Annotated in this window: 16 protein-coding genes, 1 tRNA gene and 1 pseudogene; 10 read left to right on the forward strand and 8 right to left on the reverse strand. The window is 45.6% G+C overall.

Translation table 11 applies throughout. The annotated features are described in order from the left end of the window. The first annotated feature begins 75 nt into the window (after positions 1-75). Positions 76-621 (forward strand): dephospho-CoA kinase, encoded by a 546-nt coding sequence (locus F6Q11_RS03585; RefSeq protein ID WP_297026337.1) that lies wholly within the window; start codon positions 76-78, stop codon positions 619-621. A gap of 78 nt (positions 622-699) precedes the next feature. After that, positions 700-773: transfer RNA gene (locus F6Q11_RS03590), tRNA-Lys, on the forward strand. A gap of 1,212 nt (positions 774-1,985) precedes the next feature. Here the strand turns inward: F6Q11_RS03590 and F6Q11_RS03595 are convergent. Beyond that, positions 1,986-3,056: pseudogene (locus tag F6Q11_RS03595) on the reverse strand (MFS transporter); the annotation flags it as partial. A 472-nt stretch (positions 3,057-3,528) separates the two neighbouring features. Between F6Q11_RS03595 and F6Q11_RS03600 the strand changes: the two are divergent. Next, on the forward strand, positions 3,529-3,888 hold the full coding sequence (locus F6Q11_RS03600; protein ID WP_297026338.1) for a heavy metal-binding domain-containing protein: 360 nt from the start codon (positions 3,529-3,531) through the stop codon (positions 3,886-3,888). Positions 3,889-3,906: 18 nt separating this feature from the next. Next, positions 3,907-4,617, forward strand: a complete 711-nt coding sequence (locus F6Q11_RS03605; RefSeq protein ID WP_297026339.1) for a hypothetical protein — start codon at positions 3,907-3,909, stop codon at positions 4,615-4,617. Between the two features lie 132 nt (positions 4,618-4,749). Here the strand turns inward: F6Q11_RS03605 and F6Q11_RS03610 are convergent, their stop codons facing one another. Beyond that, positions 4,750-5,223 (reverse strand): peroxiredoxin, encoded by a 474-nt coding sequence (locus F6Q11_RS03610; protein ID WP_297026340.1) that lies wholly within the window; start codon positions 5,221-5,223, stop codon positions 4,750-4,752. Positions 5,224-5,367: 144 nt separating this feature from the next. After that, positions 5,368-6,675 (reverse strand): adenylosuccinate synthase, encoded by a 1,308-nt coding sequence (locus F6Q11_RS03615; RefSeq protein ID WP_297026341.1) that lies wholly within the window; start codon positions 6,673-6,675, stop codon positions 5,368-5,370. A 139-nt stretch (positions 6,676-6,814) separates the two neighbouring features. On the opposite strand from F6Q11_RS03615, the gene gcvH reads away from it, so the two are divergent. Continuing rightward, positions 6,815-7,183, forward strand: coding sequence for a glycine cleavage system protein GcvH (gcvH, locus tag F6Q11_RS03620; protein ID WP_297026342.1), 369 nt, complete (start codon positions 6,815-6,817; stop codon positions 7,181-7,183). Further along, a complete protein-coding gene (locus F6Q11_RS03625) occupies positions 7,180-7,815 on the forward strand; it encodes an RlmE family RNA methyltransferase (RefSeq protein ID WP_297026343.1) in 636 nt (211 codons plus the stop codon). Before gcvH ends, F6Q11_RS03625 begins: the two co-directional genes overlap by 4 nt. Here F6Q11_RS03625 and F6Q11_RS03630 read toward each other — a convergent pair. Continuing rightward, positions 7,812-8,522, reverse strand: a complete 711-nt coding sequence (locus F6Q11_RS03630; protein WP_297026344.1) for a hypothetical protein — start codon at positions 8,520-8,522, stop codon at positions 7,812-7,814. The two genes, F6Q11_RS03625 and F6Q11_RS03630, sit on opposite strands and share 4 nt — an antisense overlap. After that, positions 8,438-9,376 (reverse strand): transcriptional regulator, encoded by a 939-nt coding sequence (locus tag F6Q11_RS03635; protein ID WP_297026345.1) that lies wholly within the window; start codon positions 9,374-9,376, stop codon positions 8,438-8,440. Before F6Q11_RS03635 ends, F6Q11_RS03630 begins: the two co-directional genes overlap by 85 nt. 213 nt (positions 9,377-9,589) lie before the next feature. Here F6Q11_RS03635 and F6Q11_RS03640 point away from each other — a divergent pair, with 213 nt between their 5' ends. Continuing rightward, complete coding sequence (locus F6Q11_RS03640) at positions 9,590-10,039, forward strand: Fur family transcriptional regulator (RefSeq protein WP_297026346.1); 450 nt, start codon at positions 9,590-9,592, stop codon at positions 10,037-10,039. A gap of 98 nt (positions 10,040-10,137) precedes the next feature. Here the strand turns inward: F6Q11_RS03640 and guaA are convergent, their stop codons facing one another. Genes guaA through F6Q11_RS03655 form a run of 3 tightly spaced genes read right to left on the reverse strand, consistent with a single transcriptional unit; the run spans position 10,138 to position 11,678 of the window. Further along, positions 10,138-11,070: a glutamine-hydrolyzing GMP synthase gene (gene guaA / locus F6Q11_RS03645; protein ID WP_297026347.1), complete on the reverse strand. Its 933-nt coding sequence runs from the start codon at positions 11,068-11,070 to the stop codon at positions 10,138-10,140. A 47-nt stretch (positions 11,071-11,117) separates the two neighbouring features. Then, entirely contained in the window at positions 11,118-11,435 is a 318-nt protein-coding gene (locus tag F6Q11_RS03650) for a hypothetical protein (protein ID WP_297026348.1), read from the reverse strand. Between the two features lie 9 nt (positions 11,436-11,444). Beyond that, a complete protein-coding gene (locus F6Q11_RS03655; RefSeq protein ID WP_010916553.1) occupies positions 11,445-11,678 on the reverse strand; it encodes an Lrp/AsnC ligand binding domain-containing protein in 234 nt (77 codons plus the stop codon). Between the two features lie 136 nt (positions 11,679-11,814). Here F6Q11_RS03655 and F6Q11_RS03660 point away from each other — a divergent pair, with 136 nt between their 5' ends. The 3 genes from F6Q11_RS03660 (at position 11,815) to gcvPB (ending at position 15,233) form a co-directional block, all read left to right on the forward strand. Then, positions 11,815-12,444, forward strand: coding sequence for a 7-carboxy-7-deazaguanine synthase QueE (locus F6Q11_RS03660; protein WP_297026349.1), 630 nt, complete (start codon positions 11,815-11,817; stop codon positions 12,442-12,444). Positions 12,445-12,513: 69 nt separating this feature from the next. Beyond that, positions 12,514-13,815: an aminomethyl-transferring glycine dehydrogenase subunit GcvPA gene (gene gcvPA, locus F6Q11_RS03665; RefSeq protein ID WP_297026350.1), complete on the forward strand. Its 1,302-nt coding sequence runs from the start codon at positions 12,514-12,516 to the stop codon at positions 13,813-13,815. After that, positions 13,815-15,233, forward strand: coding sequence for an aminomethyl-transferring glycine dehydrogenase subunit GcvPB (gene gcvPB, locus F6Q11_RS03670; protein ID WP_297026351.1), 1,419 nt, complete (start codon positions 13,815-13,817; stop codon positions 15,231-15,233). Before gcvPA ends, gcvPB begins: the two co-directional genes overlap by 1 nt. The last annotated feature ends 69 nt before the right edge of the window (positions 15,234-15,302 follow it).

Below are 15,302 nucleotides of genomic sequence, written 5' to 3' on the forward strand. Positions count from 1 at the left end.
CGAAGTATGGGCCTTATCAGCTGATCAGAACATCTAGACGAAATTTCATATGATGCTTGATAATACGGCAGAGAAATGATAGTAGTCACCGGTATGCCAGGCGCGGGGAAGGATGAATTCGTCAAAGTGGCGAGAAGCCTGGGCTTCATGGATCTGCATATGGGCAACACCGTACGTGAATTTGCAAAGAGGGCGGGTATTCCCGAGATAGACCATGAGATAGGATCATTTGCCACGTCGGAGAGGAAGAAATACGGTATGGATATATGGGCGGTCAGAACCGCTGAGAAGATAACCGACGATGGGCGCACCGTGATAGATGGCCTGAGAAACTATGAGGAACTCCAGTATTTCTCAAGGTTTTCTGAGAATCCGTATGTTGTTGCCATATTTGCCAGCAGGAAAGACAGGTTCAGCAGGATAGTGAAGAGGGACAGGCCAGACGATATCAGGACGATGGAGGAACTCATAGAACGCGATACAAGAGAGCTCTCATGGGGAATAGGCAACGTTATCGCCCTAGCAGACTACATGATAGTGAACGATGACACGCTGGAAACTTTCCATGAAAGGTGCAGGAAACTTCTCACGGAGAAGTTTTCCATCAGCAACAGGGTATGAAGCACAGACAGATCCAGATGAATGGTCTGAAAATATGGGAAAGTTTTTATCGCTCGATTTAATCCGCTTTTGCTCTGTGGGTCCGTAGCTTAGCTAGGTAGAGCGATGGACTCTTAATCCATAGGTCAGGGGTCCAAATCCCCTCGGACCCGCATATACCGTTACTGGAAGAATGCTAGGCAAAAGAGACTTAACAGCGTTTATGGTACTCCTTGGTCCGGATTCAGTTATGTCTGGATTTAGGATATATTAACGGAAATGATGGCGCTAGTTGAGGATATAGTATATTTAATTAAATTCAAATAATAATTTATATAACCAGTATTATTACGCAATCAACTATAAGGGCAGATAGGTTATTTGATCCATTACGGGCATAAAAAGGAAACACTTAACGTTCAAGTTATTTGTCATCAATGAAACTGTATTCCCGAAGAAACAACAGTTCAATAGAGACATGTCATGAAACTACTGAGGATTGAAAAAGATATTCATCCTTGATAACGATGTAATACCTAGGATTTGCAGTTTATTAGAGAAACAATTATCTCAGATCTCTTCCATTCTAAGATAGCGTTTTTCATTCATGGCAGACTGCCAGCATATAATGATACTGCGAAGTGCTTGCAGACGGGATATAAGATTCTGGTTTGCATCCGTGGAGCTTAAGCGTCAGTAAGATGATAGCTCCAGAAGGTGGTTGTTAACAGGATTAGCGGAAACCACAACCTAGCCGAATAGAAATGATGCCTAGGATTAAATCAACTAGTTACCATTCCAATATAACAGCAGTCGGATTGATCGATAAGAGGAAAAAATGGAACTCTTCTGATATACTTTGAGTTATAAATAAATGAGGGCCGTCACTTTTTGCGCCGGTTTCAAAGTCATTCCTCATTCTGGTGATTCCGCGAGAGCAAGTCACCGTATTTTAAGGTTGTTCCGGACAAGGACTTTAATCCTTCAGGAATACCTGCTTTGCAATCACGTGCATCTTTGTCTGTCTTTCTCTGGATATCGGGCAATGATACATGGCTATATGTAAATATTTCAATTGGCAGTTAAAACCCATCTAATAGGGTTAAATAAGAGCCCCTAAATCCATATTAAGTCATCTCCAGTCTGGCATATCCTTTGGATCTTCGTACGAGATTTCTGTTGTTTTTACCGGGTCAGTTTCATGCCTATATGCTTGTAAGGCCGCCTCAAATAGGATAGCTGAAATCTATTCTTTGGAATAAGATAATTCGAAATATGGTCTCATTTTTATGTCAAAATGATGACATGAGGTTACTGAGAACAGCATGGTGTTATTGTTGATTAAATATGATAATAAACCTATCGGATCTGCTTATCAATATCCGTTATACGCTTTCTTTCTCATGCACGTCTCTGGAAGCGATATTGAAAAATTTTGGTATCGCTATGGTCGCATATATGGCCAGGGGTACTGTCAATATTGAAACCCAGATCAGAACTGTTGGTATGCTAAAGAATATAGAAACAGCGGAAAACAAGACTCCTAGAGCTGGCGTTGATCCACTTGCGAATATTTTGATAAATGCCATCACTCTGCCGTAGATTGCCTGTGGAATAGCCTGCATGAGTTTTGTATTTATCGGGATGTTGATAATAGGCAGCACGAAGCCCATTATGAAAGCGTCGATAATATCCATCAAAGGTGATCTGCCGATGGCAATAATTGCCACCATCGGACAGAACACAAACATCAACATAGCAATCACAATTGGTTTGTCATCCTTGAAATAACCAGTAGAAGCCATTGGCGTACCTGCGATCTGGCCAATTGGAAAGCTCATATTAAATAGGGTATGATATATGGGTGAAGCTCTTAGAACCAGATTGAAAAGACCAGCAGAATAGGTATCCATAGATATTAAGAGGCCATTTATGAAGAATGCCAAGATCAGAAACCCGGTGATCTTCAGGAGGAATGATCCGATCGACCTGATTTCATTTCTGGTGCTTGATTTGCTGGATTCATTTTTATTGAATGTTTCATGCACTGGTATAGACAAGATGAGGGACAATGATGCTATAATTATAAGAATATAATTAAAGAAATCAGTAAGATATACGATTGACATACCGCCAAGCAGAGTTCCCATGATGGATGATCCGCTGACCGTAGCATAGTTTACGGATACGGCCTTTTTGAACGAGTTTTCATGAAGATGTTTCTTCATAATGGCAGAAAACGAATCGACCTTTACTGTGAGTCCAGAAACTATCAACAATGTGGAAGAATAAAGCATCAACAGGTTATAATGGCCAAGGATGAACATCAATCCAATGATCATCAAGACGCTTGGAATGGCATTAAGGATCGTATTGTTCATCCGGTCGATCAGATGCCCTATTGGGAAAGAAAGAGCGATCTCAACAGCAAGATAGATTGTTATCAGAATTCCAGAGAGAAAGACCGAATGTTACCTGTTCACCACCGCCCACATGTAGAATGTTATGAATGCCATAACAAGGATGCTTGATAGGGTTCTTGAAGCCAGAAAACGAAAAAATAAGGATGGGAGGTGGACTCCGCTATCGGTCATATCAGTCATGAAGATTTCTATTGATAATATTTACTACTTATGTTTTTTTAATTGAAATATTTTCGAACATAATATACACCGTCATTGATCTGTTTCTGTATTGCTTTTGCGTGGACAATTGTATGAAAATGGGGCTGTAGGCAGGGAGCGCTGGCATCCCCAGAGGGGCAACTCCGATGGATGCTGGCGATGCAAGAAATTCCAAGCTTCAGAGATAAAAGCATATTGGTGTTCTTTTAGACTAAAAACAAGAGATCGCTTTTCATTTTTTATCAGGAAACTTTTAAATATATATGTTCTATATTTATTAGAAAAAATAGGGAGAGGCAGGATTATGTCTGATGTCATTATGGTAAACACGGAATACATACCGGGAAAGCGCATAGTTAAGGTCTTCGGAACAATATGGGGCATAACCGTCAGGAGTAGGGGGCTTGGCGGCAATCTAGTGGCCGGTATTCGATCGCTGGCCGGTGGCGAGATAAAGGAATACACAAAGATGCTTTCCGATGCAAGGAACACGGCGATGGAAAGACTTCAGAGCGCGGCAGAGCAGATTGGTGCCAACGCAGTGATAAACGTCAGGTTTGATTCCTCAGACATAGGCCAGGTCATGACCGAGATAGTAGCTTACGGGACGGCAGTTGTCGTTGAAGACGTGACGGATAACGTACAGCGTGTAGGTCTATCTTGAAACGGTGATTGGACGAGAATGTTCAACAGCATCGATCGCAGGGAGGCATTGGCAGCGGTCGGTGTTGGTGTACTTTTCATGATAATCGCGCTGGTTGTGCAGGATATCGTACAGGAGATACCTGCCCTCTTGTTCCTGACCAGGGATCACTTCACCGTGTCAGGCCTTGTTGATCGGCTATCATCGTTTGAACTAAAAAATTCGATCTTGTATTCTCTCTATATAGGGATCACGGCCGGCTTCATACAGGAGGGATTCACATTCATTGCTGTTGACACAAGAACAAGATATATGGCCTTCTTCATCGGGCTCGGTTTCTCCGCAGTGGATATAGCGATACTCTCACTTGAAATGTATTTCGAGCCTCTGATAGATATCCACGGATCCATGAGCATATCTGGATTTGAGTGGATTCTTGTGTCTCTCAACGTAGTGTCATCGATCCTGTTTCATCCAGGTACGGCTACGTTCATGAAATGGGGGCAGCTGCGAGGTTTAGGCAGATTCACTTATATTATATCTTCATCGATGCACACAGTCTTGGATGGTGGTGTCGTGTACACAGATCTCTATGTGATCGTAGACAGATCGATGTATGTTGAAGCAAGTGTGATGTTCTGGATCATCGCCATTGCGATATCTGTTGTCATGTTTGTCTTGGGTGTAACGAAGCTGTCATCGGTAAGTGATGAAGAAGAATTCAAAAAAGAGGAGCCAGTGGTATTCTGAAGACAAGCAATGACTATATCTTTATAACATTTGAGTTTGAAACCTAACCTGTAGTACAAAAAAAGAAAGATATATTTTTCATGGCGTGCTGCCATTAAAAGATCTATTGGATATCTGTAGTATTTTTCTGAATCAGTTCAGCTTGGCAACGAAATCCTGTATCTCCTTGTAGTTCGGTTCCTTTCCAGGATCATCGCTTATCCAGGCATACCTTACTATACCGTCCCTGTCTATGACGAAGACCGACCTCTTTGATGCGGTAAGGCCAGGTACGTTCACGAAGTTTTCGTGTAATACGCCATACTTCTTCGATATCTCCCTGTTCGAATCGCTGATGAGGTCAAATGTCAGATTGTTCTTCTTTGCGAATTCAGCCAGAGAAAATGGAGAATCGACGCTTATGCCTATGACCTTGGCATTCACCTTATTGAAGTTCGCCATAGAATCCCTGAACGTGCACATCTCCTTTGTACACACGCTGGTGAACGCACCAGGGAAGAAGGCCAGAACAACCTTCTGACCCTTGAAATCGGAGAGCTTTCTCATCTTCAGATTTGTGTCCGGAGCCTCGAAGTCCGGAGCCTTGTCACCTACTTTTACTACCATAACCATACCTCTGTTTTGCCCAAAAACCTGTAATGGGCCATCTCGGGCTATGCCAGGATATTCATGCATATGCTGCACATTTCCTGGATCGCCTGAGGATGTATGGACATCGACGTAAATTAATTTAAGCTTTTGTAGCTGGAATTATTTTATTATCCTCACAGTTCTGTTTCTCTCCTTGCCCATTGATATTATGCCTATCGGCTTTCCTACCTGTTCCTCAACGTACTTTATGTATCTGACAAGTCTTGGCGGCAGTTGCTCTATGGAGATCTTCCTTCCACTGATCGAGTCCGATATCTGGCCCCAGCCATCGAACTCATCATACACGGGCTGAACTCTCTTTATGGTATCCATATCCCTTGGAATGTAATCTATGGGCTTTCCATCAAGGACGTACTGCCTGCACACCTTAACCTTGTCCAGCATGCCAAGGGTGTCAACTTTTGTTATCGCTATCTCATCCACATCATCTATCCTGACAGCATACTTCAGCATCGGCAGATCGAGCCATCCAACGCGCCTTGGCCTTCCCGTGGTTGTCCCGTATTCACCTCCGAGATCCCTGAGCTGCTTGGCCAGATCTCCGGTGACCTCCGTTGGGAAAGGTCCCTCCCCTACCTTAGATACGTAGGCCTTTGCCACTCCTATTATCCTGTTAACCTTTCTCAGAGAAAAGCCTGTTCCGGTATAAATCGATGCGCTTATTGTGTTTGAGGATGTAACGAAGGGATAGAAACCGAAATCAGGGTCTAGAAATACACCCTGTGCTCCTTCAAAGAGTATTCTCTTGCCCTGAGAATACAGGCCTTCTATCGCTAGTTCTGTATAATCTAGGTATCCATTCAGCTTCTGCGCGGCCCCATTGATCTCCTTGGCCATATCCTCTCTCTTCGATGGATCGGAAAATTCTGTACCGGACAGGAGGTTCGAGTGCATCCTGTACATGGTTTCGATCTTCTCCCTCAGCACGTTGAGGTCGGAGATATCCGCCATCCTTATCCCTGTGCGTGCATACTTGTCCTCATAGGTGGGGCCTATGCCCTGCGCCGTCGTTCCTATCATCAGGCTGGATCTGATCTTCTCCTCCTCGACGTCTATCTGCCTGTGCATCTTCGTCACAACGTGTGCATTCCTGCTTATCATTATCTTCAGTGCCGGGTTTATTTTCTTCACTATCTCTATCTCAGGAATCAGTGAAACCGGATCGATCACCATACCGCTGCCCAGGACAACGTAGGAGGTTCGCAGTGATCCTGATGGAAGAAGATGGAACTTGAATGTGCCTTCATCGGTCACCACGGTATGTCCAGCGTTCGTTCCACCGTTGAATCTCACAACAACATCGTATGATCCGCTCAGATAATCGGTTATCTTGCCCTTTCCCTCATCACCAAACTGCAGGCCAACAACCGCTGCAGTCCTATCGCCCTCTCCATTAGGTACAACCATAGAGACCTTAACACTATATTCTGGTAAGATAAAAGGTTTCTTTGCGCTGTATGCCTGCTTTAGCAGGGAGAAGAAGTGAAAATGAATGGATGATCCTAAAACGACAAAAAAATATAGGCTTTAGCGCTTTAGATTGATCATGACAGAGGTACCAGAGGGTTTGAACTACACGAAGACGCATGAATGGTACAAGAAGGATGGAAAAACCGCAACCATCGGCATAACGGATTACGCGCAGTCCCAGATGACGGACATAGTCTATGTGGATCTGCCGAAGGTGGGCGACAAAAAGAAGGCAGGCGATGTCCTTCTAACGATAGAGTCCGTTAAATCTGCGGAGGACGTCTATTCTCCCATAACCGGCACGGTAACGGCCGTGAACGATGAGGTTGTAAAGCATCCGGAATCCATAAACAAGGATCCTTATGGCAGCTGGCTCGTGAAGATGACTATAGAAAGCGAGGGAGAACACCTATCTGCTTCTGAATACAGGAAGTTAATACAATGAGCGAGGATCACAGGGACCAGTACTACTGGCGGGCCAAGAAGGACCAGTTCAGGAGCAGGGCAGCATACAAGCTGGAGTTCCTGATCGATCGATACGGCATAGTGAAGGATGGGCAGACTATACTTGAGATAGGCTCTTCTCCAGGTGGATGGACTCAGGTCCTTGTCGATCGATCATGCCGGGTGCTTGCAGTGGATATGCAACCCATGGACGAGATCCCGGACGTGACGTTCCTCAAACTCAACATACTCAGGGAGAACGCGCTAGATCGGATAAAGGATGGGATGGTCAGATCTGGGATACAGAAATTCGATGCTGTCCTTTCTGACGCCATGGCGAAGACCAGCGGGATAAGAAGCTCCGACCATGCGGCCTCTGTGATGATAGGAGAATCGGTCATGAGGATCGCCACTGAAACGCTGCGGAAGGGAGGTAATGCCGTGGTGAAGCAGTTTCAGGGCGACATGACCGCAGATTTCATAAGGAGATGGGGAAAGTATTTCAGGGATCACAGGATAACAAAACCTCCTGCATCCAGAAAGGAATCCAGCGAGATATACATAATCTTTTACGGATTAGCAACTGAGGCAACTGATAAAAATATGCATGACCCAGGATCGGATCTTGCTTAAATGCCATCCGACAGGAATTTCTTAAGCTGATCATAGAATTCAAGTTCTGTTATTATGAATACGGTGCTTCCCCTTTCAGAGGATAGGTATTCTCTGATCTTTCCCTCTATGTAGGAAAGCCTGTAATCCTCAACCCTCTTGAGGCCCTTCACCCTGTTCATGGTCTCCTCCCATCTCCTGACGAAATCCTCTGGGCTTGTATCTCCGAATTCCATCCTTGTGACGCGCCTTTTCCTGAGAGAATTCCGCAGAAGATCGAATATCTTCACGTTCTTCACATAGAAGTCAGAATATTCCTTCTCAGGAACATCCAGTGGTTTCAGTTCCTTGCCGTTTTCCTCGGCATACTTCACCGCCTCGATGTATATCGGAGGCGGAGTCATGACCTCGCCATAGACCGATAAATGCAGACCATACGATATCTCGTAATCCGACATCGATAGTTCAAATGGATCTTTAAGAAAAGCGGACAGCCCATCGATCTGCTCCCTGCTCAGAACGATATAGATGGCGTCCGGATGATCCTGGTTCAGCTCATTCCTGAGATCGTCTCCGTCCCTGACAAGGCCCTTTATGCCACCGAACAGTGTTATGTCATGCCCGCCATTCTGGAATCTGGCGATCATCTTGCCCTTTTCTCCAGCATCCTGAGGAGTTCGTCCTTGCCAGTCATCCTCTCCAGATCCACCATGCTGATCACTGGGCATCCGCTTATGTTCTCTTTTGTTGTGTTGTTCTTGCTTATGAGAAAAGCATCATCTTCCAGAACATCGCTTATTCTCTTCATGATCTTTATTCTAGTGCTGTCTGCATCATCTGATAGAAGAGAGGCTATGATCGATACAACCTCCTCATCCCTGGCCAGTATGTCAAATGGCATCCTGTAAGCTGGCTTTGTGTCTAGGCCTATTCTCTCGAAGATATCGAGGAGCATCTGTATGTATATGTCATCAACCTTTTCCTCCTGCTGGAAATTCTCTGGAAGGATCTTGAAAAGATCCGTGTGATCGACCAGATCCGACTTCATGATCTCCTGCAGCTTGAGGAATATGTCTATGGTCGCGGATGATCCGTTTTCGTACAGCGAGACGGATCTCCTGGATACGCCCAGGTAATGCGATAGGTATCCTATGGACAGACTCATCTTGACCCTCATCTCCCTGAGGGCCTCGCCATTTATCTTCACATAGAAGCCGCCCGGGCCAGAGTATATATATGGTTTCTCCCCGTTGATATAGTCCCTTAAGGTGTCGAGGGATGATATTGGAATTCCGTGCCTGTAGTATATCACGCCGTCTTCGAGGCGCCCACCGCCCGTCTTCTCTCCCACGATGGCTGCCGTCGATCTGAGGAACTTTGCGACCTTTGCTAGTTGATACGCCGTGGTCGGTTTCAGTGTATCTATATTGTAAAGAACCTTGAGCACGTATCTCTCTATATCTCTCCTGGCGATTATATCAAAGGATGCTGAGAACTGCCCGCCCACATCGGCCACCGCAAAGCCATTGTCCAGAAGCATAGATATGGTCTTTGATATCAGAGCATCCTTCTTATCTTCCACAGCACTTATTATGATATTCTATATTTAAGCATTTCCATACGGAATATAAAGACCAAGTTTAATTTTAATTATTAAATAGATATAGGCCATATTTTGACTCCATGCACGGAATTGTCAGTTCAGTTTGATAATAATTTTAATATTCGATTTATTATGTTTACATATTAATTAGTATAATTTAAATATGCATTTGAAATATCATATCTGATAGATATGGTTAAAGACTATGTCGCTATGCTCAAGGAGGCCGGGTACAAGATAACCCCGCAGAGGCTGGCGGTTATAGAGTATCTGAAGAAGGGGCCAGGGCACTTCACTGCAAACGATGTTTATAAGGAGATCAAGAAGAGCATCCCAACGATCACCCTCGCCACAGTATACAACATACTGAAGGCCTTTGCAGATGTCAGATGCATAAACTCATTCGATGTGGATGGGACGACCTGGTTTGAGAATGAGGTAGAACTCCACGCGAATCTTATGTGCAAGGTCTGTGGGAACATAGTTGATGTCAAGATAGACAAGGGAAAACTGCTGGACCTGCTCAGGGAAAACTCAGATGCCGATTTCGAGAACATAACACTCTTCGTCAGGGGAGTGTGCCCTGAGTGTAAGGCAAAGGAGAAGCAGGAATCAGTGAGCACGAAGCCGATCGTTCACTGACCCCTTTAACATTTTATAGAAAGCCTTCATTTAAATTTAATCTATCCGTATCCATACGAAATCGTTCGGATATGGCTTTTTGGAACTTACGCTTGCGTTCATTCCCATTCTATTGTTGCTGGTGGCTTGTTGGTTATATCGTATACAACACGATTTATTTCCGGCAGTTCATCCGTTATGGTATTCGCTATATCCTCAAGGAGATCCCATGATGGTTTCGTGAAGGTACCGGTCATCGCATCTATGCTGTCGATCATCCTTACGGCCACAGTATATCCGTAAGCCCTCCTGTCTCCATGGACACCCGTCGTTCTCACTGGAAGAAGAACTGCGAAGTACTGCCATGGCCTCTGATCAGGTTTGAGCGCGTTCTCGATCTTATCCTCAACGATCTTTGTGGCCTTCCTCAGGAGATCGATCTTTTCCGGTGTGACTTCGCCCATGATCCGCACCGCAAGGCCAGGGCCAGGAAAAGGCTGGAGATCCGTCCTCAGGCCAAGCTCTCTGGACATGGATCTGATCTCATCCTTGTAGAAATCACGCAGCGGCTCGACGAGCTTCAGTTTCATCTCCTTGGGAAGCCCGCCCACGTTGTGATGGCTCTTTATTGTATCCCTCTTCTGGCCACCGCTCTCTATCCAATCCGGAGCTATTGTGCCCTGAAGCAGGTACTCAGCTTGAAAATTTTCTGCCTCTTCATTCAGGACGTCTATGAATGTCTTACCTATGATCTTGCGCTTCTCTTCGGGATCGGTGACCCCCTTCAGGGCACCAATGAAGCGATCCGAAGCATCCACGATCCTGTAGTTCATGCCATGATCTTCGAAGAATTTCCTTACACGATCTGCCTCTCCTATCCTGATAAGGCCCGTATCAACGAAGACGCAAAGAAGCCTGTCTCCAAGGACCTGGGAGGCTAAAACCGAAAGAAGCGAGCTGTCCTGTCCCCCAGAAACAGCCATTATCGCACGGCCCTTGACCTTTTCAGAAATTTCACTTTTAACCTGATCAATGTAAGAAGAGCTGTTCATTATGGCCGATTAAAAATATGGATAAATATTTTGTTTAATCCTGATCCTCAGGTTTTCATTATGAAGCCGAGGAAGACCAGGAGACCGATCACAACGCCTATTATGGCAGCTATTACATAGAAGATCGTCCCGAGCGCAACATATGCAGCCCACTGACCGAGACCGAAGTGGAACATGTATTTCGGTCCGACGATGTCAATAACCGCTACCACAAGACCAATGACCAGAAGTGCTGCTCCGGCTATCCTGCTCTTTCCGCTTCCAAAGTACGCGGTGAGTATACCGAGCACTATCAGCGACAGAGCCAGAAGGGCCAGAATCACAAGTAGGAAAACCTCCCAGTTCCATGGAGACCAAGGAATCACTATACCACCTCACAGTTTTATTCCTGTCAGTGTCTTTGTGTCAATAACCCCGTCGATCGTCCTGATCTTCTCGATGACCACCTCACCTATCTCGGTGAAATCCTTCATGTCCAGCTTAACTATTATATCGTATTCCCCGAACAGGGGGTGGGCTTCAACCACACCGTTAATCTTGAGCACCTTGTTATACACTTCATGTTCCTTTCCGGGAACGGTGCTAATCAGAACGAAGGCTATTGACAATTTTCACCACTAAACTGTAATACTGTAAAATGTTAATAAATTTTGTGTTTTTCAGCGTATCGATATCATCTGTGATACCTGCATCCACGGTGCAGTGATGACGATAATGATATTAGTCCGTTATCGATAGACAACCGTGCTCATAACAGAGATATTCCACAGCATACAGGGTGAGGGGCCATATGCTGGTCTGCCCATGATATTTGTCAGAACTAATGTATGCAATATAAGATGCGAATGGTGCGATACAAAGTATTCGTTTTATGGCGGAAAGGATATGGCGCTTTCCGATATATTGAATATAGTGAAGGAAGCAAAGGAAAATTGGGTCTGTTTCACTGGTGGAGAACCTCTTGTACAGAGGGAGGCGCAGGAATTCGTGAGAGGCGTCGTAGACATGGGCAAAAATATTCTCATAGAAACAAACGGAACCATAAGCATAAGGAACTTTGTGTTCTCCGATCGCATATTCATAGATATGGACGTAAAGCCGCCCTCTGCGAAGGTCACAAAAGGTTTCCTTATGGACAACCTGAGATACCTCCGCAGACAGGACTATCTTAAGATCGTGATTAAGGACGATGCCGATCTTGAGTTTGCCATGGATTTCGTGGATAGACATGGCGATGGGATAAGCTTCGTTTTTCAGCCGGCATGGGGATCAGATATACGTAGAATAGCCGATCGTGTGGTCGGTACTGGATACAACATCAGGGTACTGCCACAGATCCACAAGATCATATACGGAGATGTGCCAGGAGTGTGAAATGATATGCCATATCAGGAAATGCCTGTTTTTGCAAACAAATAAATCATCATAAGCGCTTATTGGATCATGGATGAACTTCTATCTATGCTCAATTTTCTGGGCATGAAGGATACGGAGGAACTCTTCTCGGATATACCGAAATCTGTGAGGAAGGAGAGTATAGGGATAGGAAGGGGCTTGGACGAGTACCGTGTCACCGAACGCGCGCTCGAGATAGGCAGGAGGAACAAAACAGGGATGATCAACTTCCTCGGAAACGGTATCTACGACAGGATGATACCAGAAGCTGTAAATTATATACTCTCAAAACCGGAGTTCCTTGATTCATACACGCCGTATCAGCCTGAAATATCTCAGGGAATGCTTCAGTCCCTCTTCGAGTATCAGAGCCTGATATCAGATCTCATGGCCATGGATGTGACAAATGCCTCCATGTATGATGGATATTCTGCTCTCGGAGAGGCCGCCAGAATGGCTTACAGGATAAATGGCCGCAGCAAGATTCTTGTACCAGAATCAAGCTACGATTCCAAGATCTCCGTTCTCCGGAACTACGTCTGGGGGCTCGACATGAAGATCGTGAAATACAGGATCGGCGACGATGGCATGATCGACCTGGACGATCTATCATCGAAGATAGACGGCGACACCTCAGCTGTGGTTGTGGAGAACCCGAATGGATACGGGATCCTGGACAGCAACGTCTTTGCAGTCAAGGATATAAAGAAGGATGCCGTCCTCATATCGTATGTGGACCCGATATCGCTTGGAGCTGTAAAGCCTCCGGGAGAGTACGGATCAGATATAGCAGTTGCAGAGGGCCAGCAGCTAGGCATGCCAATGAACTTTGGCGGGCCACTCCTGGGCCTCATGTCGTTCAAGATGGACCACATAAGGCGTTCACCAGGAAGAATAATAGGAGAATCAGTAGATTCCAATGGCAGAAGGGCATACGTTATGACGCTGCAGACAAGGGAGCAGCACATCAGACGCGCGAAGGCAACAAGCAACATATGTTCCAACCAGGCGCTCCTTACGCTTGCTGCATCTGCATACCTTTCGATAATGGGTTCTTCTGGCCTCAAGAAGGTTGCCCTCCTTACAATAAAGCATGCTAGGATGATAAAGGAAAGGCTTTCCGCCATAGGAATAAAACCGTATTTCACAACTGAATCATTCTCAGACGTTATGTTCAGGCTTGACAGAGACGTCATGGATGGGCTGGCTTCTAAGGGAATACTCGGCGGGATCAAATTGAGGCAGCTCATAGCAGATACACCAATGAAGGATGCAACATTCTTCACTGTGACAGAGAAAACTGATGCGGCTGCTATAGAGAAGCTTGCGGGTGCGCTGGAGGTGATCTGATGGAATTCAGGCAGGCTTACTATGATGAACCGCTGATAAAGGATATAAGATCCGATAACAGTTTCAAGTTATCCGAGGATGTTGATGAAAACATACTGCCGCAGAACCTGAAGAGAACGAACCTGAAGCTACCCGAGGTTTCAGAGGTTGATGTTGTCAGACACTACACCAGGCTATCACAGATGAACTATACAGTGGACGTTGGCATCTATCCGCTGGGATCATGCACCATGAAATACAACCCGAAGTACGCCGACAGAATCGCTTCTTATGAGGAGTTCAGAAATGTCCATCCGTTCCAGCCTGAGTCTACCGTTCAGGGAACACTTCAGGTCATGTATGAGCTCCAGGAGTTCCTGAAGAAGATCTCGGATATGGATGCAGTCACACTTCAGCCAATGGCCGGTGCAGACGGTGAGTTCACGGGCATACTGATAATAAAGAAGTACTTCGAGGACAGGCATGAGGACAGGACAGAGATAATCGTTCCAGACTCAGCTCACGGTACGAATCCGGCATCCGCGACCATGGGCGGTTTCGATGTCGTCGAGATACCATCAAACAGTGATGGCATGGTTGATCTTGCAGCTTTGAAGGCTGCGGTCTCAAAGAAGACCGCTGGGCTGATGATAACGAACCCGAATACGCTGGGCATATTCGAACAGAATATAACGGAGATAGCAAAGATCATGCACGATGCCGGATCGCTTCTGTACTACGACGGTGCGAACCTTAACGCAATATTTGGCATAACATCCCCTGGCCTCATGGGCTTCGATATAGTGCATTTCAATCTGCACAAGAGCTTTGCAACGCCGCATGGAGGGGGTGGGCCGGGTGCAGGTCCGGTTGCCGTCAAGGCTTTTCTTTCAGATTTCCTTCCTATTCCGATCGTTGGCTACGACGGAAAGAGGTACTTCTTGGATTATGGAAAGAAGAAGAGCATAGGCAAGGTCTCATCGTTCTACGGCTCCTTCTCAATACTCCTGCGCGCCTGGTCCTATGTCATCAGGAACGGAGACGAGGGCCTGAAAAACGCCACAATAAGGGCAGTCCTAAACTCGAACTACCTGAAGAAGAGGGTCGAAGATCACTACGAGGTACCTTACTATCCGCTCAAGAAGCATGAATTCGTGCTATCGACAGAGAACACTGGAAGGCGCGCACTCGACATCGGAAAATACCTTCTGGACTTTGGAATCCATTCGCCAACGGTCTACTTCCCGCTCATAGTGAAGGAGGCTATGATGATTGAGCCCACCGAAACAGTGAGCAAGGATGATCTAGACAGGTACGCAGACGTGCTTATTTCCGCACTCAAGGTGCCTGAGGATGACCTGAAGTCCAGACCTAAGAACACCGCGGTATCCAGGATAGACGAGGTTAAGGCTGCAAGGGATCTGAAGGTGAGATGGTGAAACCAGGCATATGTTAAATATTATACAATAACAAATAAAAAAATAAATTTATCTGGTTTTATCTGTATT

Origin of the sequence: Thermoplasma sp. (assembly GCF_008709555.1) — an archaeon.
In the GTDB taxonomy this organism is placed as follows: Archaea; Thermoplasmatota; Thermoplasmata; order Thermoplasmatales; family Thermoplasmataceae; genus Thermoplasma.

What these genes read in the sequence shown, in the direction of transcription:
- gcvPA (WP_297026350.1), top strand. Translation starts at nt 12,514, where the DNA reads ATGGATGAACTTCTATCTATGCTCAATTTTCTGGGCATGAAGGATACG.
- F6Q11_RS03605 (WP_297026339.1), top strand. Translation starts at nt 3,907, where the DNA reads ATGTTCAACAGCATCGATCGCAGGGAGGCATTGGCAGCGGTCGGTGTT.
- guaA (WP_297026347.1), bottom strand. Translation starts at nt 11,070, where the DNA reads ATGAACAGCTCTTCTTACATTGATCAGGTTAAAAGTGAAATTTCTGAA.
- F6Q11_RS03610 (WP_297026340.1), bottom strand. Translation starts at nt 5,223, where the DNA reads ATGGTAGTAAAAGTAGGTGACAAGGCTCCGGACTTCGAGGCTCCGGAC.
- F6Q11_RS03600 (WP_297026338.1), top strand. Translation starts at nt 3,529, where the DNA reads ATGTCTGATGTCATTATGGTAAACACGGAATACATACCGGGAAAGCGC.
- F6Q11_RS03625 (WP_297026343.1), top strand. Translation starts at nt 7,180, where the DNA reads ATGAGCGAGGATCACAGGGACCAGTACTACTGGCGGGCCAAGAAGGAC.
- F6Q11_RS03640 (WP_297026346.1), top strand. Translation starts at nt 9,590, where the DNA reads ATGGTTAAAGACTATGTCGCTATGCTCAAGGAGGCCGGGTACAAGATA.
- F6Q11_RS03585 (WP_297026337.1), top strand. Translation starts at nt 76, where the DNA reads ATGATAGTAGTCACCGGTATGCCAGGCGCGGGGAAGGATGAATTCGTC.
- F6Q11_RS03615 (WP_297026341.1), bottom strand. Translation starts at nt 6,675, where the DNA reads ATGGTTGTACCTAATGGAGAGGGCGATAGGACTGCAGCGGTTGTTGGC.
- F6Q11_RS03630 (WP_297026344.1), bottom strand. Translation starts at nt 8,522, where the DNA reads ATGCCCAGTGATCAGCATGGTGGATCTGGAGAGGATGACTGGCAAGGA.
- gcvPB (WP_297026351.1), top strand. Translation starts at nt 13,815, where the DNA reads ATGGAATTCAGGCAGGCTTACTATGATGAACCGCTGATAAAGGATATA.
- gcvH (WP_297026342.1), top strand. Translation starts at nt 6,815, where the DNA reads ATGACAGAGGTACCAGAGGGTTTGAACTACACGAAGACGCATGAATGG.